The sequence below is a fragment of the Stenotrophomonas sp. 17(2023) genome (assembly GCF_030345315.1).
Lineage (GTDB): Bacteria > Pseudomonadota > Gammaproteobacteria > Xanthomonadales > Xanthomonadaceae > Stenotrophomonas > Stenotrophomonas acidaminiphila.
In genome coordinates, this window is record NZ_CP128405.1 from 2459227 (window position 1) to 2479463 (window position 20237).

The following is a 20237-nucleotide window of genomic DNA, read 5'->3' on the forward strand; positions in this document are numbered from 1 at the left end:
CCCATTATCCGCCATCGCCCGGGGTGGCGGACAGCGCAGCGGCATCGTCGCCGGCGGTGACCACGCGGTCGCGGCCACCGCGCTTGGCCTGGTACATGGCATTGTCGGCACGGCGCAGCAACGCGGTCAGGTCGTCGCCCTGCGCGAGCATCTCCGCCAGGCCGATGCTGACCGTGACCACCAGGCCGTCGTGGTGCAGATCGGCCGCCTGCCGCGCGATCTTCTCGCGCAACTGCTCCAGCCGCGGCAGCGCCACCTCGGCACGGGTGCCCGGCAGCAGCACCAGGAATTCCTCGCCGCCCATGCGGATCACGTCGTCGCGGTCGCGCACCGCGGCGAGCAGGGCATTGGCCACCGACACCAGCACCGCATCGCCGACCTCGTGGCCGAAGCGGTCGTTGATCTGCTTGAACAGGTCGATGTCGAGGAAGCCGATCGACAGCGGCAGGCCGTCCTTGCGCGCGCGCAGCACGTGTCGCTCGAGCTGGCGCAGGCCGGCGCGGCGGTTGGGCAGCCCGGTCAGCGCATCGGTATCGGCCAGCTGGCGCATCTCGTCGCGCTGCTGGCGCAGGTTGCCGAGCCGGCGGTTGAGGCCATAGGCATACATCATCAGGAACCAGGTCACCGACAGCTGCACGGCCTCGACCCGGTACCGCACCAGTTCGCGGCTGCCGGCGATATCGGCCAGCGCCATCAGCAGCAGCGGCGCCACCGCGGCGATGCCGTCCACCGCCTGGTAGTCGCCACGGCGCAGCGACGCGATGCCGGCCACCAGTGCCAGCACGCAGACCAGGGTGAAGGCATGGTCCAGGGTGGCGGCCACCCAGGCCAGCCCGGCCCATGGCAACAGCGGCGTGACCAGCGCCAGCACCATCAGCAACTGCGCCAGGCGCCGCACCCAGGGGCGCGACCGCGGCCAGGTCTGCAGGCCGCCGCACAGCCGCCACGACACCCAGCCCATCACCCCGATGCCCAGTGCCGAAGCCGACACCATCCACCACGAGGCCAGGCTGCCCACCGGCAGCCAGGGTTCGGGATAGCCGCTCAGCCCGCTGAGCACCGCCTGCCACACCACCAGCAGGGCGGTGGCCAGCGTGTACACCAGGAAATCGCGGTCGCGGGTGGTGAGGAAGCCCATCAGCGCCGACAGCGCCAGGGCGATGGCGATGGCGATGCAGGCGGTGCGCACCAGCAGGCGCATGGTGTCGACCTGCTGCACCGGGCTGGGCGCGCCCAGTTGCAGCGTGGGAATGAAGCGCGCCTTGAGCGGCTTTTCCCAGGCCACACGGATCGGCTCCATGTCACCGGGCTTGGGCACCATCACCATGCCGATGCCGGCGCGGAAGCGCGAGTCGCGGGTGCGCGCGTCCTGCATGTTGCCGCAGATCTGGCGGTCGCCGTGGGAGATCATCACCTCGCCGGCAAACACGTTGAACACATCCACGGCCTGGGGCGCGCCGGACCAGCCGCCGGCGGGCGCGGGGATCAGGATGCCGTCACCCAGCCGTTCCAGCACCTCGGGCGGACAGGCGCGGATCGGCGCCTGTTCGGCGGTCGGTGCGCCGATCAGCAGGTAATCCCGGTCGGGTTTCGGGGTCTGGGCGAGGGTGGCCAGCGGCAACAGCAACAGCAGCAGCGGCAGCAGCATCTGCCCCGCCAACCGCCGTGCCTTCGCCCCACGCCCGCCGATCACCATCCCTTCCCCTGCGCACATCCAGATGCGTCCGCAATTATCGCATGCGGGTACTCGGCCCCTGTCACGACAGCGGTGCAGCCGGCAGCACCGCCCGCAGAGGAGCGGACGCGGCCGTCGCCATGGCGCCGGGCCGCATCCGCCGGGACTCAGGCACCGCGCGGACCGCGTGGCTTGAAGCCCCCCGGGCGCCCGCCCGGTGCCCGCGGACCGCCGGGACGCCCGGCAGGCCGGGGACCCTTGCCGAAGCGTGGCTTGGACGCCGGCGCGGCGTCCTGCGCTTCGCCCGGCTCAACCCTGCGCATGCGCAGCTGCTGGCCCGACACCCACACCTTCTGCAGGTGCTGCAGGGTATCGGCCGGCATTTCCGCCGGCAGGTCGAGCACCGAGTGGTCGTCGTGGATGTCGATGCGGCCGATGTAGCGGCTCTCCAGCCCGGCCTCGTTGGCGATGGCGCCGACGATGTTGGCCGGCTTCACACCGTGCATGTGGCCGACCTCGATGCGGTAGGTCTCCATGCCGAATTCCGGCGCGCCGCGCGGCGGCATCTCACGGCGCTGGCGCGGCTCGAAGGCGCCTTCGGCGCGCGCCGGGCGCTCGCCGTCATCCGCCTGCGGGGCACGCTCGAAGCGCGGCTCGAACCGCGCCGGGCGCTCGCCACGGTCCTCGCGGTGGCGCGGGAAGCCGCCATCGCGCGCCGGACGCTCGTTGCGCGCGGCCGGCGGCTCGCGGCGCTCGCGCACCGGCGGGGCCAGCAGGAACGGGGCATCGCCCTGCAGCAGGCGCGCCAGCGCGGCGGCGATCTCCACCGCCGGCACGTTGTGCTCGTTCTCGTAGCGCTGCACCAGGTCGCGGTAGAAATCGGTGTCGCCATCGGCCAGGGTCTGGCTGATGCGCTCCATGAACTTGGCCACGCGGTGGTCGTTGACCGCGTCCACCGTCGGCAGCTGCATTTCCTCGATCGGCTGGCGGGTGGCGCGCTCGATCTGGCGCAGCATGCCCTTCTCGCGCGGGGTGACGAACAGGATCGCCTCGCCGCTGCGCCCGGCGCGGCCGGTGCGGCCGATGCGGTGCACGTAGCTTTCGGTGTCGTACGGGATGTCGTAGTTCAGCACGTGGCTGATGCGCTCCACGTCCAGGCCGCGCGCGGCCACGTCGGTGGCGACGAGGATGTCCAGCTTGCCTTCCTTCAGCTGGCCGATGGTGCGCTCGCGCTGGGCCTGCTGCATGTCGCCGTTGATGGCCGCGGCGGCCAGGCCGCGCGCCTGCAGCTTCTCGGCCAGTTCCTCGGTGCCGGCCTTGGTACGCGCGAAGACGATCATCGCGTCGAACGGTTCCACTTCCAGGATCCGGGTCAGCGCATCGAGCTTGTGCATGCCGCTCACCCACCAGTAGCGCTGGCGGATGTTGGCCGAGGTGGTGGTCTTGGAGGCGATGGTCACTTCCACCGGGTCGCGCAGGTAGGTCTGCGCGATGCGGCGGATCTGCGACGGCATGGTCGCCGAGAACAGTGCGACCTGGCGGGTTTCCGGCAGCTTCTTGAGCACGGCTTCGACGTCGTCGATGAAGCCCATGCGCAGCATTTCGTCGGCCTCGTCCAGCACCAGCGTCTTCAGCTCGGACAGGTCCAGCGTGCCGCGGTCCAGGTGGTCGATGACGCGGCCGGGGGTGCCGACCACGACGTGCACGCCGCGGCGCAGCGCCGACAGCTGCTGGCCATAGGGCTGGCCGCCGTACACCGGCAGCACGCGGAAGCCGGGCATCGACGCCGAATAGGTCTGGAAGGCCTCGGCGACCTGGATGGCCAGTTCGCGGGTCGGGGCCAGCACCAGCACCTGCGGCCTGGTGGCGGAAATGTCGATGTTGGACAGCACCGGCAACGCGAAGGCGCCGGTCTTGCCGGTGCCGGTCTGCGCCTGGCCGAGCACGTCGCGGCCTTGCAGCATCGCCGGGATGGTGGCGGCCTGGATCGGCGACGGCGTCTCGTAGCCGACGGCGGCCACGGCCTTCATCACAGCGTCGGACAGGCCGAGGTCTGCGAACAGCAGCGGCGCGGGGGATTCTTGGGACATGGGAACTCCGGGGGCACCGCGGCGAACGCAGCGGGCAGGAAAATGGGGCGTATTGTGCGCCTTGCGCCGGCCGCTGTCGAAATCCCCCGATGGCATCCGTTCAGCTGCCCCCCACGGCGGCGTCCGGAGGGCCTCCGTCCCCACCCCGCGCCAGCCTGCCCGCCCTCGCCCCCGGCGCCCGCAGCGAACCCGCATCCGGGCCATCCACTGACCGCGCAGCCCGGGCCAGACGGGCGCTACCGCCCCGGAGGCCCCCGCCCCGGACGGCGGCGTATCGCGGGACGGCGTCGATTGCAGCGGTTCGCGGCTGCGGCGGGCGATAATCGCCCTCTTTTCCTGCCGGCCTCCCCATGCAGACCATCGATTTCGAACTGGACCGCGAGTACGTGGAACTCAAGCAGCTGCTCAAGCTGACCGACCTGGTGGCCAGTGGCGGCGAAGCCAAGATGATCATCGGCGAAGGCCAGGTCAGCGTCGACGGCGCGGTCGAGCTGCGCAAGGCCTGCAAGATCCGCGCGGGCCAGCAGGTGGAGCTGGGCGACGTGCTGATCCGGGTGCGCTGACGCCGGCCGCGGGCGCTCAGCCCGCGGCGCGCTGGGTCAGGTGCGCGGCGATCATCTTCCTGAAGGGCGCCACCCCGTGCGCTGCACGCAGCGCGGCGCCGCGCAGCAGCCGCGCCGGCAGGCGGCTGTCGTTGTACAGCGCGGCAATGGCATTGGTCGCCTCGTACAGCGGCCGCGTCGCCAGCCGGTGCGCGCGCTCGTAGCGGGCCAGCACCGCCGATGCGCCGATGTCGCCGCCGCGCGCGGCCGCGGTGGCGACTTCCTTCACCAGCCGCTGCTGGCTCTGCAGCCCGAAATTGAACCCGTGCGCGGTCACCGGGTGCATGCCCACGGCGGCATCGCCGGCCAGCGCATAGCGGTGCCCGGCGAAGCGGTGCGCGTACACGCCCACCAGCGGATAGGCATGGCGCGTGCCGACCGGCCGCATCCGCCCCAGGCGCTGCTCGAAGAAACCGGTGACGGCCTCGCCGAAGGCGGCATCGTCCATCGCCATCAGTTCCTGGATGCCCTGCGGCGGCAGCGTGATCACCGCCGAGCACTGGTCGCCCGGCAGCGGCAGCATGGCCAGGGTGCGGCCGTAGCCGAACCACTCCCACGCGGTGTGCTGGTGCGGCTGCTCGTGGGCAAGCCGGCATACCAGCATCGACTTGCCGAAATCGCGCATCTGCGCGCCGATGCCCATCATCCGCCGGGTCGCCGAGAAGCGGCTGTCGGCGGCGACGACCAGCCGCGCCGAAAGGCGGCGGCCATCGTCCAGCAGCACGGTGTTGGCGGCCTCGCCGGTCTCGATCGCGGTCACCCTGGCGCCGTCCACCAGCTCCAGCCCGGCCTGCCCCTGCACGGCCTCCCAGGCGGCGCGGCGGATCAGGTGGTTGGGGACCAGCCAGCCCAGCGGATCGGCGTCCTCGTTGCTGGCGGCGAAGCCGAGCGCGAACGGGGAGGCGCCGTTCATGACCTTGGCGCTGCGCAGCGGCGAGACCTGCGCCGGATCGATCCGCTCCCACAGTCCCAGCGTGCGCATGATCTGCCGCGACGCATGGGTCAGCGCGATCTCGCGGCCATCGAACGCCGGCTCGGCCAGCGCCGCGGCCGGCTGCAGTTCCACCAGGGTCACCGACAGCCCGGTATCGGCCAGTCCGCGCGCCAGGCACAGTCCGGCCGGGCCCGCGCCCACCACCAGCACATCGACAGCACCCATTCTTCCGCCTCCGCATTCCGTGTCCGGCACAGCCTAGGGCCGGTGGCCGGCAGCGGCCTTGATCCGGATCATGTACGCCGTGGATCGTGCCGCCCCGGTGCGGCTGGCGGCCGGCACCGGGCCGCGGCGCTCACAGGTCGCCGCGGCGCGGCTCCACCCCGGCAGTGGCCGGCGTCACCACCGGCAGCGGCACCGTGTCGGCCGGCATCTCCAGCAGCGCGGTGTCGATCTCCGACAGCGGGCTCTCGTCGGGGCAGGTCTCGTCGGGAAACCCGAAATGCTCCTTCAGCGCCTGCCCGCAGGTGGTCACCGCGTCCAGTTCGGCGCCCTCGAGCTTGCACTGGCGGTCGAAGGCGATCAGGAACGCATCCTTGCGGCGCACGAAGTCGTCGCCGCACTTGCGCATCTGCTTGATCCGCTCCAGGTCGTCCTGCACCGCATTGGTGCCGTCCAGGCCGTACTGCTTGAGCTCCTCGCTGGTCAGCAGGCGCAGACTGCGGTTGGGCACGGTCATCATCAGGTCGGCCACGCCCACCGCCACGCCGTTGCGCTGCAGGTAGTCCTTCACGTTGTCGTAGACCTCGTGCAGTTCCTTGTTCAGCTCGGCGCGCGAGGTGGCGGTGGAGCTGATGCGCATCATCCGGTGGATGCCGACCTTGCCGGAGATCAGCCGGTTGTCGCCGGCAGCCAGTACGAACACGCAGGCACTGTGGCAGATGGAGCCTTCGCGCACCCAGATCGTCCAGCCGGACTCGCCGATGCTGTCGCCGGCAACGATCGCCGCTTCCACCTGGCCGCCGCTGGAGTCCAGGTCGAGCACGCGCTTGCCGATCTTCTTCGCATCGGCCACCACCGCCAGGCGCGAGACCATCGCGGCGAAGGACGGGTTGATCTTGCCGGCGTAGCGCACCCGGACCAGGCCGCGCTCGCGGCACGGCTCCAGCGCGGCATCCAGGCTCTTGCGGTCCAGCGCCTCAAGCGCGGCGCCATCGCCGGCCTCACCGGCATAGTCGGTGTCGCAGCTGACCCAGGCCTTGCCGTTTTCCAGCGTCACCTCGGGCCAGGCCTTGTCGCGCGCCGGCTTCACCGGCGGCGGCGGCGGCGGCGCATCGGCCGCATTGATCGACACCATGTGGTCGCCATCGGCAGCCAGCGCCGCGGCCGGATCGGCGGCCGCCACCGGCCTGCCCTTGTCGGCGGGGCTGCAGGCGAGCAGCCCGGCACACAGCAACGGCGACCACCAGAATCTGCGCAACATGGACAACGATCGGATCCGAGCAAGGGCGCGGCGCGCCAGGGGGACAACAGTCTAGTCCGCATTGGCGCCAGCGCCGCAATGCGCCCTGAACCGGGCAGCCCGCACAGGCATTGATGTCCGGAAATGGCCAGTACACGACTGCCGCCGGCCCTAGACTGGCGCCATGAACAATCCCGCGCTGCCCAGCCACGAACAATGCGAGCAGGCCCGCCTGGCCCGCGACGCACGCTTCGACGGGCTGTTCTTCACCGCCGTGCGCAGTACCGGCATCTACTGCCGGCCGGTGTGCCCGGCGCCGCCACCGCGCCGCGACAACGTCAGCTATTACCCCACGGCGGCGGCCGCGGCGGCGGCCGGTTATCGCCCCTGCCTGCGCTGCCGGCCGGAACTGTCGCCGGACGACGCCAATTACATGCAGGACCACACCCTGCACCGGGCGCTGGCACTGCTGGACGAAGGCATCCTGCAGGACCAGCCGGCCGCCGCGCTGGCCGGGGCCATGGAGCTGAGCGCGCGCCAGCTGCAGCGGCTGTTCGTCGCCCGGCTCGGTGCCACCCCGGCGCAGCTGCACGCCACCCGCCGCCTGCTGCTGGCCAAGCAGTTGCTGACCGAAACCCACCTGCCGGTGACCGAGGTGGCACTGGCCGCCGGCTTCAACAGCCTGCGCCGCTTCAACGATGCGTTCCTGGCCGGCTGCGGCATGCCGCCAAGCGCGCTGCGCAAGCGCCACGGCACGGTAGCCGGTGGCGAGCCGGTGCTGCGGCTGGCCTACCGCCCACCGCTGGATTTCCCGGCGATGCTCGGCTTCCTGCGCAAGCGCGCGATTCCCGGCATCGAGCGCATCGACGCCGACAGCTACCAGCGGGTGATCGTCACCGATGGCCGCGCCAGCCTGATCCGGGTCAGCGCCGACCCGAAACGCCCCGAACTGCGGCTGCAGCTGGGCACCACCGACGCACGCGCGATCCCGGCGATCGTGGCCAAGGTGCGGCGCGTGTTCGACCTGGACGCCGACCTGGCCACCGTGCATGCCTGCCTGGGGCACGAGCCGCTGCTGGCGCGGGGCATCGCCCGGCGCCCGGGCCTGCGCATCCCAGGCGGCTGGGACGGCTTCGAGGTCGCCGCGCGTGCGGTGCTGGGGCAGCAGGTCAGCGTCGCCGCGGCCACCACCCTGGCGCGGCGGCTGGTGGATCGCTTCGGACAATCGCTGGCGGACCAGCCCGACGGCCTGGACCGGCAATTCCCCACCCCCGACGTACTGGCCGAGGCGCCGCTGGAGAGCATCGGCCTGCCGCGCACCCGCGCAGCCACCCTGCGCGCGGTGGCCCGGGCGTGCAGCGAAGGCCGGCTGCAGTTCAGCCGCGCCCAGACCCTTGAACAGTTCGTCCACCAGGCCACCGCCCTGCCCGGCATCGGCCCGTGGACGGCGCACTACATGGCCTTGCGCGCACTGGGCATGCCCGACGCCTTCCCCGCCGGCGACCTGGTCCTGCAGCAGGTGCTGGGCGAAGGCCAACGGCTGGGCGAGCGCGCCACCGAGGCCCGCTCCCAGGCATGGCGCCCCTGGCGCGCCTACGCCGTCCTGCACCTCTGGCACATGGCCGCCGACCGCAACGAGGAACCCGCGAAATGACCCTGTTCTACGACCGTTTCGACAGCCCCATCGGCCCGCTCACGATCGCCGCCGACAGCGCCGGGCTGCGCCACATCCTGTTCGCCAGCAACCGCCACGACGCCAAGGGCCGCGAGCAGTGGCAGCACGCGCCCGACGCGGTCGCCGAACCGCGCCGGCAACTGCTGGACTACCTGCACGGCAGGCGCCGCGGGTTCGAGCTGGCGCTGGCACCGGTCGGCACCGAGTTCCAGCTGCAGGTCTGGCACGCACTGGCCGAGATCCCGTTCGGCGGCACCTGGAGCTATCGCCAACTGGCCCAGCGCATCGGCCGCCCCACCGCGACCCGCGCGGTGGGCGCGGCCAATGGCCGCAACCCGCTGCCCATCGTGCTGCCCTGCCACCGGGTGATCGGCAACGATGGCTCGCTGACCGGCTTCGGCGGCGGCCTGCCCACCAAGGCCGCGCTGCTGCGGCTGGAAGGCGCGCTGCCCGACACGGCTGCGGCGCCTTCGCTGTTCGACTGAAACCACGGCACCGGGCATGCCCCGGTGTATGCCTGCTGTCATCGTGCCGGGACTATCATGGGCGCATGATTCGGTTCCGCACTTCCCTCGCGCTGCTCAGCGCCAGCCTGCTTGCCGCCTGCGCCTCGACCGGCCCGGCCCCATCCGTCGCCACCGCCACCACGGCGCCGCCCACCGTCCTGCTGCTGTCCATCGACGGCCTGCGCGCGGACATGGTCGATCGTGGCCACAGCCCCAACCTGGCCCGGCTCGCACGCGAAGGCGTGCGCTCGGTCGGCATGTCGCCGTCCTATCCATCGCTGACCTTCCCCAATCACTACACCCTGGTCACCGGCCTGCGCCCGGACCACCACGGCATCATCCACAACAGCATGCGCGCCGAGGATCTGGGCGATTTCCGCCTGGACAACCGCGACGCGGTGACTAACCCGGCCTGGTGGGGCGGCGAGCCGATCTGGGTCGGGGTGGAGAAGGCCGGCTACAAGAGCGCGACCTGGTCATGGCCCGGCAGCGAGGCCGCCATCCAGGGCGTGCACGCCAACCAGTGGCACGCCTACGACGAAAGCGTGCCGCTGCCCGAGCGCATGCAACTGGTGCTGTCGTGGCTGCAGGGCGCGCCCGACGGCCACAAGCCGCGCCTGGTCGCCGCCTACATGGAGCAGGTCGACAAGGCCGGGCACAACCACGGCCCGGACTCGCCGGAGTACGCGGCCGCGGTGCGGCAGGTGGACGCCGCGATCGGCCAGCTGCTGGACGGCATGCGCCGCGACGGCCTGCTCGACCAGACCAACGTGATCGTCGTGTCCGACCATGGCATGGCCAATGTCCCGGACGGACAGGTGATCGCTACCGAGGACATGGTCGCGCCGGAGATCGCGCGCGAGGTGTCGGTCGGCCAGTCGGTCGGCTTCACGCCGCAGCCGGGGCGCGAACGCGAAGCGGAAAAGGCCCTGCTGGGTGCCCACCCGCACTATGACTGCTGGAAGAAGGAACACCTGCCGGCACGCTGGCACTACGGCACCCACCCGCGCATTCCGCCCATCGTCTGCCAGATGCATGAAGGCTGGGATGCACTGACCCGCAAGAGCATCGCCAGGCGCCCGCCCGGCAGCCGCGGCTCGCACGGCTATGACCCGGCGCTGCCGCCGATGCAGGCGGTATTCGTCGCCCGTGGCCCGTCGTTCCGGCAGGGGCTGCTGCTGCCGCGGTTCGACAACGTCGATGTCTACCCGCTGCTGGCACGGTTGACCGGCATCACCGCGGCGCCGAACGACGGCGATCCGCAGGCGCTGCAGCAGGCGCTGCGTCACCCCGAGTAAACCAGTGCGGCGCGCGCCCCCGAAGAAGCGAGGGGACGCGGGTGGAAGACACGCCCGGCGGCTGCACTTGGCACCCATCTGCATGTGGCTGCGCGGCGGTGCGGGTCCACCGCAGCACCGCGGCCAGGCCTGAGCGCGGGTACAGGCCTGCGGGCGAGCCGGGGATTCGCATGCCCCCGAATCCAGAGGTTGGCGCGGAGATCAGCCGGCCGGCATCGGGGGAAAGCGCTTCAGGCCGGCAGACCTGATCCGCTGCAAAGGCGCTTCCACGATGTAGTAGAGGATCATTCCGGCGATGATCGAGGCGAGGATGCACGCGATGAAAGCGGATACCGAATCACCCGCCATGGCCGACACCCTGGACATCACCAGCCAGTGGATGAGGTAGATCGAGAAACTGCATTCACCGATACGGTCGAAAACCCTCCGCCCAAGCCCCGCTCCGGAAAGCCGGTCCGCGCAGAAGAACAGGAATACCCCCCAGATCAGGGAAATGAACACGAACTTGTCCCGCAGCCACGGGCCATAGGGCATCCCAAACAGGATGTTCCTGGTAACAGGCATGGCAAGCACGAGCAAGGCCACCGTCAACAGGACGACCAGCTGCACGCGACGCAACGAAGGCTGCTCGTCGCTTTGCGCATAGAGAACCGCACAGGCCACGCCAATGACGAAGCTGGCGACATACCAGCGCATCTGGATGCTGTTCTCGGGCGTCATCCAGAACGGATACAGGGCCTGGCAGACCAGGATGACCAGGCCACACGCCAGCACCTGCCAGGCGACGCCAAGCCTGCCTGCGTAACCGACCATCAGGACGATGACCGGCAGGAGGAAGTAAAACTTGAACTCCACCGGGATCGTCCAGAGGTGCGCGTACCCCTTGCGCATCAGTGCCGCATCGAACAGGTCGGCTGCGGAATCGATGCCGGCGCTACCGGCAAAGAAGTAGATGCACACCGCAAGCCAGTACATCGGGACGATTCTGGCGAAGCGGCCGATCCCGTACTCGACCATGGACCTGCGGCTGATTCCGGAAGCACTGATCTTGAGGGTCAGCAGAAAAGCGCTCAGGACGAAGAACAGCCATACGCCGATCTTGGCAAGGGGGCCGACGAAGGGCGTAAGCGCCTTCAGGCTGAAGCCCGCCGCATGCCCCACGAGGACCATGAAGCATGCCATCCCTCTTATCGCCTTTACCGCGGACAGCCCTCTTCTCATCCCCACCCAGCCCCCGGAAGCAGGCGCATTTATACCACGCCCCTTTTTTGCAGCCGTTTTCGCCCGGAAGCAGGTTCAAGCGCACTCGCGCGGCGGGCTGTGCGCCCGTGACGGCATGCCTTCACCGCGTGCGTGCTGGCTCGACATGGCCCGGCAGCACTCAACCCGGCACGACACCGCGGGCGCCTCCAGGACACGCCAGGGGACCATGCTGTGCGCCAATGACCGGGCCCGGCGCAGGCGCCTGCTTCACGCGCGGCATTCCCTGGACTGCCCTTCCGCCATGCAATGCGCACGGACAAAAAAAAGCGGCGCAAGCGCCGCTTTTTCGCTGATGCCAGCCCGGGATCAACCGGCCTTGGCCACCGTCTTCTTGGCCACGGCCTTCTTGGCCGGGGCCTTGGCGACAGTCTTCTTGGCGACCGGCGCAGCTGCGCCCACGGCCACCTTGCTCACCGAATGCGAGCGCGCGTTGCCGTAGCTGGCGTTGTAGCGCTTGCCCTTGGCGGTCTTACGGTCACCCTTACCCATGTCGTCAACTCCTTAGTGTGAAATCAGATTGCCCCGTACTGACACGGGTTCGGCGAGGCCGCTGTAGCAGCGCCCCCGCGCGTGAAGTGGAAGCCTAACATGCGCCCCTCAATGCGCGCAGCTGGCGTCGTGCACGTGGCGGTGGTTGAGGCGCAGGTTCATCAGATGGGCCAGGCCCACCAGCGCACCGCCCAGGGTCATCACCACCGCATGCGGTACGCGCGAGTGGTGCAGTTCGGCATTCAGCAACCCGGCCCACAGCAGCACCAGCCCCGGGACCAGCAGCGCCAGCGCGCGCAGCGCGCGGTGGCGGCGGTAGCCCCAGAGCAGGCTGAACAGGCCAAGGAAGGTCACGAACACCACCACCGCCTGCTCGACCCCATCGCTCAGCCAGAACGACAGCCCCAGCGACGGCGCCAGCGCCAGCAGGGCCGGCAGCGCCGCACAGTGGACCGCGCACAGCAGCGAACCGGCGGCACCGAAGCGGTCGAGGAACTGGCGGGACGATTTCGGTGGCATGACTTCCAGCAGGGGCGGCGGCGCGTTATGGAATAATATAACATCATGCGCCAGCCCGTTTGAGCCCCCCTGTTTCTCTCCGCCCGTCCCGGCCGTCCCACGCCCCCCAATTGATACAAAGTAACAACACCATGACCCGACCCCTGCCTTCCCGCCGCTTTCCGCATCTCGCCCGCCACGCCCTGTCCGTGGCGCTTGTCGCTGCCCTTCCGGCCGCCGCCCAGGCCGCCGACGATACCGATGGGCAGAGCCACCACCTGACCGAGCTGTCCACGGTCAAGGTCACCGCCTCGCCGCTGCAGAGCGATGCCGAATCGCTCGCCCGCCCGGTCGCCGTACTGACCGGCGAGGAACTGGATGCACGCAAGGGCGCCACCCTGGGCGACACCATCGCGCGCATGCCCGGCGTGCAGACCAGCAGTTTCGGCCCCGGCGTGGGCCGGCCGATCATCCGCGGGCAGGAAGGCCCGCGGGTGGCAGTGGTCGCCAACGGCGTCGGCAACATGGACGCATCCACCGTCAGTGCCGACCACGCCACCAGCATCGAGCCGTTCCTGGCCGACCAGATCGAGGTGCTGAAGGGCCCGGCGACCCTGCTGTTCGGCAGCGGCGCCATCGGAGGCGCGGTCAACGTGGTCGACGGCCGCATCGCCCGCGACCTGCCCGGGCGCCCGCTCAGCGGCCGCGCCGAACTGCGCGGCAACAGCGTCAACAACGAGCGCAGCGGCATGTTCCGGCTCGACGGCGTCAGCGGCGACAAGCTGGTGCTGCACGTCGACGGGCTGGTGCGCAACGGCGATGACTTCCGCATTCCCGGCCGGGCGATCGACCCGGCCGCGCTGGACGACGACCATGACGACCACGCCGATCACGGCGACGAACTGGGCCCGCGCGGCCGCCTGGAGAACAGTGCCATGCGCACCCGCGCCGGCGGCGTCGGCGCCACCTGGCTGGGCGAGTCCGGTTTCCTCGGCGCCTCGCTGGGCACCTACCGCAGCAACTACGGCATTCCCAACGGCGCCCATGTCCACGCCGGCGACGACCATGACCACGACCATGACGACCACGCCGACGAGGACCCGGGCGAACACGACGTGCGCATCGACATGGTGCAGAACCGCTTCGACCTGAAGGGCGGGCTGTACGACCCGCTGCCGTTCCTGCAGAGCCTCACCGTCCGCGCCGCCTGGACCGACTACGAGCACACCGAGCTGGAAGCGGGCACACCGTCCACGCGCTTCACCAACAAGGGCGTGGAGGGTCGCGTGGAAGCGGTGCAGCAGCCGCTCGCCGGCTGGAACGGTGCCTTCGGCCTGCAGTTCGGCGACAGCGACTTCGGCGCGCAGGGCGAGGAAGCCTTCGTCCCCGGCACCGGCACCCGCACCCTGGGCCTGTTCGTGCTGCAGGAAAAGCAGTTCGGCCCGCTCAAGCTGGAACTGGGCGGCCGCCACGACCGGGTCAGGCTGAGCCCCGAGGGCGCCTCGCACGACCGCGACTTCGGCGCCACCAACCTGTCGGCCGCCGGCATCTGGACGGTCAACGACCACTTCGACCTGCGCTTCGGCGTCGACCGCTCCGAGCGCGCGCCCACCAACGAGGAGCTGTATGCGGCCGGCGCGCACATCGCCACCCGTTCGCTGGAGATCGGCGACGCCAACCTGGACACCGAGCGCGGCCACCGCATGGAACTGGGCCTGCACGCGCACAGTGACCGCATCGACGTCTCGGCCTCGATCTACCAGACCAGGTTCAAGGACTTCATCTACCTGGCCGACACCGGCGTGGTGGAACAGGGGCTGCCGGTGCGGGTCTGGACCCAGCATGACGCCACCTTCAAGGGCGCCGAGGCCGAGGCCATGTTCCACCTGGTCGAAGGCGACAGCGGCGACTGGGACCTGCGCGTGTTCGGCGATTACGTCAAGGCCGAGCTGGACGGCAACGGCAGCCGCCGCGCCGAGATCGCCGTGCCGCATGGCGACCACAGCCACGACTACAGCGTGGACCTGGCCAACGGCGGCTACCTGCCGCGGATCGCGCCGGCACGGCTCGGCGCCGACCTGCGCTGGGCACGCGACGGCTGGCGCGCTTCGCTGGGCGCGGTCCGCTACGCCAGCCAGCGCGACGTCGCGCCGAACGAGGCGCCCAGCGCCGGCTACACCCTGGTCGATGCGCACCTGGCGTACCGCTGGGACCGCAACGGCAGCAACAGCTACGAGGTGTTCCTGGATGGCAGCAACCTGGGCAACCGCCAGGCGCGTCCGCACACCTCGCTGCTGCGCGACTACGCACCGCTGCCCGGCCGCGGCGTCGCCTTCGGCATCCGCGCCTGGTTCTGAGCGCGCGCCGCAGCGCCACTGCATGAGGAAGGGGCCGCAAGGCCCCTTCCACTTTTCCGGCGCCCGGCAACACCCCCGGGTGCACGAATGAATGGCCGCTTTTCCGGACACTGCATTTCACGCTGCGCTCATTGCAAGCGGACATTTTTGTCCGGATCATGTGCGCATGACCTCGATCCGTTCCGATGCCGCCGCGCGTCGCGCCCAGCTGTTGGACGCCGCCGACGCCGTGTTCGGCGAGCACGGCATCACCGCGCCGCTGGACCTGGTGGTGGAACGCGCCGGCGTCGGCCGCGCCACCCTGTACCGCAACTTCCCCGACCGCGCCGCGCTGATCGAGGCGATGCTGCAGCGCACGCTGGAAAAGATCCAGGCGCACGTGGCCGAACTGGGCGAGCGCGACGATGCCCTGTTCGAACTGCTCGACGGCATGGCCAGGCGCATCGTGCATTCGCCGGCGCTGGCCGACTACTGGCGCGCCGTGGACCAGAACGACCCGCCGATCCGTGCCGCCCGCCTGCGCGTGCTGAAGCTGATGGAACCGGCCCTGCAGCGAGCCCGTGCCGCCGGGCTGTGCCGCCCCGACCTGGAGCTGGCCGACCTGTCGCTGGTATCGAGCATGCTTGGCGCCGCGCTGCGCGGGCGCACCCGCGCCGAACGCGCCCGCCTCGCCACCCGCGCGCTGCAGCTGCTGCGCCCCGGGCTGACCGCGACCGGGGGCGCCGGCGGATGAAGCCGCTCAAGCCGATCCCGGACTGGGAGGAACACGAAAAACCCACCCTGCCCGGCTCCGCGTCGATGCCCTGGCATCCGCCGCACCGGCGCGCGGCCTACGCCGCGGTGGCGGTACTGGTGGCGATCACCGGCGGACTGGGAAATGCACTGCTCAGCGCCAACCTGCCGTGGATCCAGGGGCAGATGGGCCTGCAGCCGGGCGAGGCCAACTGGCTGGCGGCCGCCTACGTGATGGTCAATGTCACCGCCAACCTGCTGGTGTTCAAGTTCCGCCAGGAATACGGCATCCGCCTGTTCGCGGAGCTGGGACTGGGCATCTACGCCGCGCTGGCGGTGCTGCACCTGGCCGTGGGCGGGCTGGCGACGACGCTCCTGGTGCGCGCGGCCAGCGGTTTCGCCGGCGCCGCCTGCACCACCCTGGGCACGCTGTACATGCTGCAGGCGCTGCCGCGCCGCTACGTGGGCAACCTGCTGGTGGTCGGCATGAGCCTGTCGCAGCTGGCGGTGCCGCTGGCGTGGCTGGTCTCGCCGGGCCTGCTCGACCACGGCCAATGGCACAACCTGTACCTGTTCGAGGCCGGGCTGGCGCTGTGCGCGTTCGCCGCGGTGGTGATCCTCAAGCTGCCGCCGGGCATCCAGATCAAGGTGTTCGAGCCACTGGACTTCGTCACCTTCGCCATCCTCGCACCGGCGCTGGCGATGCTGGTCATCGTGCTCAGCCAGGGCTACCTGCACTGGTGGTTCGACACGCCATGGCTGGGCGCGCTGCTGGCCGCGGCGACGGTGCTGGTGCTGGCGGCGTTCCTGATCGAACACTACCGCCGCAACCCGCTGCTGCAGATCCGCTGGCTGATGGGGCCGACGATGCTGCGCTTCATCGCCGGCGCGTTCCTGATCCGCTTCCTGACCAACGAGCAGTCCTACGGCATGGTCACGATGATGCGCACGCTGGGCATGGGCCCGGAGCAGATGGCGCCCCTGTTCGCGGTGATCCTGCTCGGCGTGCTGGTCGGCATCGCCGCCGGTGCGCTGACCTTCGGGCCGAAGGCACTGATCCCGCAACTGCTGGCTTCGATCATCCTGCTCGGCAGCGCGGCCTTCCTCGACCAGCACCGCACCAGCCTGGACCGGCCGATGGATTTCGCGCTGAGCCAGTTCCTGGCCGCGGTGGGCAGCGGCATGTTCATGGGCCCGCTGATGCTGATGGGCATCCGCCAGGCCATGGCCCGCGGCCTGGACCACATCGTGTCCTTCATCGTGGTGCTGTCGCTGACCCAGACCTTCGGCGGCCTGGCCGGCTCGGCCCTGCTGGGCAGCTACCAGCTGCATCGCGAACACGTGTATTCCAGCCAGTTGGCCAGCCAGCTGGATCCGGCCGATGCGGTCGTCGCCCAGCGCCTGCAGGCGCTGCAGCAGGGCTATGCCCGTGTCATCACCGACCCGGCGCAGCGCCAGGCGCAGGCGGCCGCGACGCTGGCCCAGGCCGCGCGGCGCGAGGCCAACGTGCGCGCGTTCAACGACGTGTTCGCGCTGAGCGGCTGGCTGGCGATCGGCTTCCTCGGCTGGCTGCTGCTGGAAGTGCTGTTCCGCAACCCCACCGTAAGAAAAGCAATGCGGCCGGCCATGGCCGCGATGCTGCAGACGAAGCGACCGACATGAGCAACACACAGGAAAACCCCGGCAGCGGCAACGCGCAGATCACCGACGCCAGCGATGGCGAAGCCGCCGCGGCATCGGCATCGGCATCGGCATCGGCATTGGCGCCGATATCCAAATACAACACTCCCAGCCGCACCAGCGTGGTGGTGATGGTGGCCATCGCCCTGGTCGGGCTGACCCTGATCCTGCGCGCCTGGCAGCTATGGCCGTTCACCAGCGACCACGTGCATACCGACGACGCCTACGTGCGCGGGCAGGTGACGGTGCTGGCGCCACAGGTCAGCGGCTATGTCACCGAGGTGCTGGCCAGGGACTTCGACCGCGTCAAGCGCGGCCAGCCGTTGCTGCGCATCGACGACCGCAGCTACCGGCAGAAGGTCGACCAGGCCGAGGCGGCGCTGGCCGAGGCACGCGCGCAACTGGCCAACTCCGTCCAGAGCCAGGCGCAGAACCGCGCGCAGATCGCTTCGGCGCAGGCCAACCTGGCGGCCGGCCAGGCCGAACGGCAGCGCACCGGTACAGAGCTGCAGCGCTACGAGGCCCTGGCCGCACAACAGCTGGTATCCAGCAGCGACCGCGACAAGCTGCGCGCCAGCGCGCAGGCGGCAAGCGCCGGCGTGGCGCAGTCGCAGGCGGCCATCCGCATCGCCGAGGAAAACCTCACCGCCACGCGCGTCGCGCGGCAGGGGCTGGAGGCCAGGGTCGCCAGTGCACGGGCGGCGCTGGAGCTGGCGCGGATCGACCTGGACAACACCGTGGTCCGCGCCCCGCGCGATGGCCAGCTGTCCGAGGCCTCGGTGCGGCTGGGCCAGTACGTCACCGCCGGCACCCAGTTGCTGTTCCTGGTACCGGACGCCCCCTGGGTGGTGGCCAACTTCAAGGAGGGCCAGACCTGGAAGATGGCCACCGGCCAGCCGGCGACCTTCAGCGTCGATGCGTTCCAGGGCCAGCACCTGCGCGGCCATGTCGAGCAGATCGCCCCGGCCACCGGCTCGGAGTTCGCGGTGCTCAAGCCGGACAACGCCAGCGGCAACTTCACCAAGGTCGTGCAGCGACTGCCGGTGCGCATCGCCATCGACGCCGGCCAGCCACTGGCCGCACGCCTGCGCCCGGGCATGTCGGTGGTGGTGGACGTGGATACGGCCGCCGCGCCCGGCATGGGCAGCGGCAGGCCCTGACGCCCGCGCGGCAACGTCGCGCTCACCTTGCGCTGGCACGCCACGCGCTAAGCTCCGCGCATCGTCCGTGGCTATGGAGCGCACCCATGAAACTGCTGTTGGCCCTGCCGATCCTGGCGGCATTGCATGGCACCGCCGTTGCGGCGGACACGCTGTACTCGGGCGGACCGATCGTCACCCTCGATGACCGGCAGCCGCAGGCCGAGGCGGTGGTGGTGCGCGACGGCGACATCGCCTTCGTCGGCTCGCGCAAGGCCGCGCGCGCCTTCAGCCCGCACGCGCGCCAGGTGGACCTGCACGGCCATACCCTGGTCCCGGGCTTCATCGACGGCCACGGGCATGTGTCCGGCGTCGGCCTGCAGGCGCTGTCGGCCAACCTGCTGCCCGCGCCCGACGGCGAAGGCAATTCGATCCCCGCGCTGCAGCGGATCATGCGCGGCTACCGTGCCGCCGACACCGTGCCCGGCGGCCGCCCGATACTGATCGGCTTCGGTTACGACGACTCGCAGCTGGCGGAAAAGCGCCACCCGACGCGCACCGAACTGGATGCCATCGCCACCGACATCCCGGTGATCCTGATGCACCAGTCCGGGCACCTGGGGGCCTACAACAGCAAGGCGCTGGAACAGGCCGGCATCACCGCCGACACCCCCGACCCCGCCGGCGGGGTGATCCGCCGCGAGCCCGGCAGCCGCGTTCCCGACGGCGTGCTCGAGGAGAGCGCGCACAGCCTGGCCCTGGCCAGGCTGATGCCCACGCTCAGCCTGGAACAGGCCATGGCGATGTTCGAGGCCGGCCAGGCGCTGTACATGAAGTACGGCTACACCACCGCACAGGACGGCAAGACCGATGCCGGCACCCTGGCGATGCTGCCGCTGGCCGGCAAGGCCGGCAGGCTCAAGATCGACGTCGTCGCCTACCCCGACATCCACGTGGCCCTGGACAGCCCGGCCATGCGCGGCCCGTACTACGGCCCCGACTACATCGACCATTTCCGCATCGGCGGGGTCAAGATCAGCCTGGATGGCTCGCCGCAGGGCAAGACCGCCTGGCTGAGCCAGCCGTACTACAAGGTGCCCGCGGGCGAGAAGGCCGATTACGCCGGCTACCCCGCCTACACCGACGCGCAGGCGAACGAGCTGATCGGCAAGGCCTGGGACCATGGCTGGCAGGTGCTGGCGCATGCCAACGGCGATGCCGCCATCGACCAGTTCATCCACGCCGTGGCCGCGGCCGAAGCCGCGCACCCGGGCAGGCAGCTGATGCCGGTGCTGATCCACGGCCAGACCCTGCGCCGCGACCAGGTGGGCGAACTGCGCCGGCTGGGCATCTTCCCCTCGCTGTTCCCGATGCACACCTATTACTGGGGCGACTGGCACCGCGATTCGGTGCTCGGTCCGGAACGCGCCGAGAACATCTCGCCCACGCGCTGGGTACTGGATGCGGGCATGGTGTTCACCTCGCACCACGATGCGCCGGTGGTGTTCCCCGATGCGATGCGGGTGCTGGACGCCACGGTCAACCGCACCACCCGCAGCGGTCGCGTGCTCGGCCCGGAACAGCGGGTGACGCCGGAGCAGGCGCTCAAATCCATCACCCTGTGGGCTGCGCGGCAGTACGCCGAGCAGGACCGCAAGGGGTCGATCGAAACCGGCAAGCGCGCCGACCTGGTGGTGCTCTCGGACAATCCGCTGACCATCGCGCCAGCCCGGCTGCACACCATCAAGGTGCTGCAGACGATCAAGGACGGCGAGGTCGTCTACGCTGCGGAGCAAGCGGGGAAATAAGGCGCGGGACGGGCTCCCGCGGCTGCCAC

Annotated in this window: 16 protein-coding genes; 9 read left to right on the forward strand and 7 right to left on the reverse strand. The window is 70.4% G+C overall.

Translation table 11 applies throughout. The features are described 5' to 3' along the window. Positions 1 to 4: 4 nt before the first annotated feature. Positions 5 to 1648, reverse strand: a complete 1644-nt coding sequence (locus QQA12_RS11105; RefSeq protein ID WP_226049318.1) for a GGDEF domain-containing protein — start codon at positions 1646 to 1648, stop codon at positions 5 to 7. Between the two features lie 194 nt (positions 1649 to 1842). Further along, positions 1843 to 3765 carry a DEAD/DEAH box helicase gene (locus QQA12_RS11110; protein WP_226049319.1) on the reverse strand — a complete coding sequence of 641 codons (1923 nt, stop codon included), beginning with the start codon at positions 3763 to 3765 and terminating at the stop codon, positions 1843 to 1845. A 350-nt stretch (positions 3766 to 4115) separates the two neighbouring features. Between QQA12_RS11110 and QQA12_RS11115 the strand changes: the two genes are divergently transcribed. Then, entirely contained in the window at positions 4116 to 4328 is a 213-nt protein-coding gene (locus QQA12_RS11115; RefSeq protein ID WP_054666903.1) for an RNA-binding S4 domain-containing protein, read from the forward strand. A gap of 16 nt (positions 4329 to 4344) precedes the next feature. On the opposite strand, the gene ubiM is transcribed toward QQA12_RS11115, so the two are convergent. Then, on the reverse strand, positions 4345 to 5526 hold the full coding sequence (gene ubiM, locus QQA12_RS11120) for a 5-demethoxyubiquinol-8 5-hydroxylase UbiM (RefSeq protein WP_226049320.1): 1182 nt from the start codon (positions 5524 to 5526) through the stop codon (positions 4345 to 4347). A 130-nt stretch (positions 5527 to 5656) separates the two neighbouring features. Continuing rightward, positions 5657 to 6784, reverse strand: a complete 1128-nt coding sequence (locus tag QQA12_RS11125) for a hypothetical protein (RefSeq protein WP_226049321.1) — start codon at positions 6782 to 6784, stop codon at positions 5657 to 5659. A gap of 163 nt (positions 6785 to 6947) precedes the next feature. Here QQA12_RS11125 and QQA12_RS11130 point away from each other — a divergent pair, with 163 nt between their 5' ends. From QQA12_RS11130 to QQA12_RS11140, 3 genes are all read left to right on the forward strand, one after another. Then, positions 6948 to 8417 (forward strand): DNA-3-methyladenine glycosylase 2, encoded by a 1470-nt coding sequence (locus tag QQA12_RS11130; RefSeq protein WP_226049322.1) that lies wholly within the window; start codon positions 6948 to 6950, stop codon positions 8415 to 8417. Next, positions 8414 to 8923: a methylated-DNA--[protein]-cysteine S-methyltransferase gene (locus tag QQA12_RS11135; protein WP_226049323.1), complete on the forward strand. Its 510-nt coding sequence runs from the start codon at positions 8414 to 8416 to the stop codon at positions 8921 to 8923. Before QQA12_RS11130 ends, QQA12_RS11135 begins: the two co-directional genes overlap by 4 nt. A gap of 65 nt (positions 8924 to 8988) precedes the next feature. Further along, on the forward strand, positions 8989 to 10242 hold the full coding sequence (locus tag QQA12_RS11140) for an ectonucleotide pyrophosphatase/phosphodiesterase (protein WP_226049324.1): 1254 nt from the start codon (positions 8989 to 8991) through the stop codon (positions 10240 to 10242). A gap of 201 nt (positions 10243 to 10443) precedes the next feature. On the opposite strand, the gene QQA12_RS11145 is transcribed toward QQA12_RS11140, so the two are convergent. The 3 genes from QQA12_RS11145 to QQA12_RS11155 all read right to left on the reverse strand — a co-directional run bounded on the left by QQA12_RS11145 (position 10444) and on the right by QQA12_RS11155 (position 12513). Beyond that, positions 10444 to 11412 carry an acyltransferase gene (locus QQA12_RS11145; protein WP_233324885.1) on the reverse strand — a complete coding sequence of 323 codons (969 nt, stop codon included), beginning with the start codon at positions 11410 to 11412 and terminating at the stop codon, positions 10444 to 10446. A 399-nt stretch (positions 11413 to 11811) separates the two neighbouring features. Then, the gene (locus QQA12_RS11150) at positions 11812 to 11994 is read right to left on the reverse strand and encodes a 30S ribosomal protein THX (RefSeq protein ID WP_054666917.1); all 183 of its coding nucleotides are present in this window, start codon (positions 11992 to 11994) and stop codon (positions 11812 to 11814) included. 108 nt (positions 11995 to 12102) lie between these two features. After that, the gene (locus tag QQA12_RS11155; RefSeq protein ID WP_054666918.1) at positions 12103 to 12513 is read right to left on the reverse strand and encodes a MerC domain-containing protein; all 411 of its coding nucleotides are present in this window, start codon (positions 12511 to 12513) and stop codon (positions 12103 to 12105) included. Positions 12514 to 12644: 131 nt separating this feature from the next. Between QQA12_RS11155 and QQA12_RS11160 the strand changes: the two genes are divergently transcribed. The 5 genes from QQA12_RS11160 to QQA12_RS11180 all read left to right on the forward strand — a co-directional run bounded on the left by QQA12_RS11160 (position 12645) and on the right by QQA12_RS11180 (position 20208). Next, positions 12645 to 14849, forward strand: coding sequence for a TonB-dependent receptor (locus QQA12_RS11160; protein ID WP_226049326.1), 2205 nt, complete (start codon positions 12645 to 12647; stop codon positions 14847 to 14849). Between the two features lie 166 nt (positions 14850 to 15015). Further along, entirely contained in the window at positions 15016 to 15582 is a 567-nt protein-coding gene (locus QQA12_RS11165; protein WP_226049327.1) for a TetR/AcrR family transcriptional regulator, read from the forward strand. Beyond that, the gene (locus tag QQA12_RS11170) at positions 15579 to 17243 is read left to right on the forward strand and encodes an MFS transporter (RefSeq protein WP_226049328.1); all 1665 of its coding nucleotides are present in this window, start codon (positions 15579 to 15581) and stop codon (positions 17241 to 17243) included. Before QQA12_RS11165 ends, QQA12_RS11170 begins: the two co-directional genes overlap by 4 nt. Continuing rightward, positions 17240 to 18421, forward strand: a complete 1182-nt coding sequence (locus QQA12_RS11175) for an HlyD family secretion protein (protein WP_226049329.1) — start codon at positions 17240 to 17242, stop codon at positions 18419 to 18421. Before QQA12_RS11170 ends, QQA12_RS11175 begins: the two co-directional genes overlap by 4 nt. An 86-nt stretch (positions 18422 to 18507) precedes the next feature. After that, the gene (locus QQA12_RS11180) at positions 18508 to 20208 is read left to right on the forward strand and encodes an amidohydrolase (RefSeq protein ID WP_056931429.1); all 1701 of its coding nucleotides are present in this window, start codon (positions 18508 to 18510) and stop codon (positions 20206 to 20208) included. The last annotated feature ends 29 nt before the right edge of the window (positions 20209 to 20237 follow it).

Bases quoted from the DNA above. Each gene is read 5' to 3' on its own strand.
- QQA12_RS11145 (WP_233324885.1), bottom strand. From the start codon at position 11,412: ATGGTCCTCGTGGGGCATGCGGCGGGCTTCAGCCTGAAGGCGCTTACG.
- QQA12_RS11160 (WP_226049326.1), top strand. From the start codon at position 12,645: ATGACCCGACCCCTGCCTTCCCGCCGCTTTCCGCATCTCGCCCGCCAC.
- QQA12_RS11115 (WP_054666903.1), top strand. From the start codon at position 4,116: ATGCAGACCATCGATTTCGAACTGGACCGCGAGTACGTGGAACTCAAG.
- QQA12_RS11110 (WP_226049319.1), bottom strand. From the start codon at position 3,765: ATGTCCCAAGAATCCCCCGCGCCGCTGCTGTTCGCAGACCTCGGCCTG.
- QQA12_RS11135 (WP_226049323.1), top strand. From the start codon at position 8,414: ATGACCCTGTTCTACGACCGTTTCGACAGCCCCATCGGCCCGCTCACG.
- QQA12_RS11165 (WP_226049327.1), top strand. From the start codon at position 15,016: ATGACCTCGATCCGTTCCGATGCCGCCGCGCGTCGCGCCCAGCTGTTG.
- QQA12_RS11150 (WP_054666917.1), bottom strand. From the start codon at position 11,994: ATGGGTAAGGGTGACCGTAAGACCGCCAAGGGCAAGCGCTACAACGCC.
- QQA12_RS11105 (WP_226049318.1), bottom strand. From the start codon at position 1,648: ATGCTGCTGCCGCTGCTGCTGTTGCTGTTGCCGCTGGCCACCCTCGCC.
- ubiM (WP_226049320.1), bottom strand. From the start codon at position 5,526: ATGGGTGCTGTCGATGTGCTGGTGGTGGGCGCGGGCCCGGCCGGACTG.
- QQA12_RS11170 (WP_226049328.1), top strand. From the start codon at position 15,579: ATGAAGCCGCTCAAGCCGATCCCGGACTGGGAGGAACACGAAAAACCC.
- QQA12_RS11140 (WP_226049324.1), top strand. From the start codon at position 8,989: ATGATTCGGTTCCGCACTTCCCTCGCGCTGCTCAGCGCCAGCCTGCTT.
- QQA12_RS11155 (WP_054666918.1), bottom strand. From the start codon at position 12,513: ATGCCACCGAAATCGTCCCGCCAGTTCCTCGACCGCTTCGGTGCCGCC.
- QQA12_RS11130 (WP_226049322.1), top strand. From the start codon at position 6,948: ATGAACAATCCCGCGCTGCCCAGCCACGAACAATGCGAGCAGGCCCGC.
- QQA12_RS11180 (WP_056931429.1), top strand. From the start codon at position 18,508: ATGAAACTGCTGTTGGCCCTGCCGATCCTGGCGGCATTGCATGGCACC.
- QQA12_RS11175 (WP_226049329.1), top strand. From the start codon at position 17,240: ATGAGCAACACACAGGAAAACCCCGGCAGCGGCAACGCGCAGATCACC.
- QQA12_RS11125 (WP_226049321.1), bottom strand. From the start codon at position 6,784: ATGTTGCGCAGATTCTGGTGGTCGCCGTTGCTGTGTGCCGGGCTGCTC.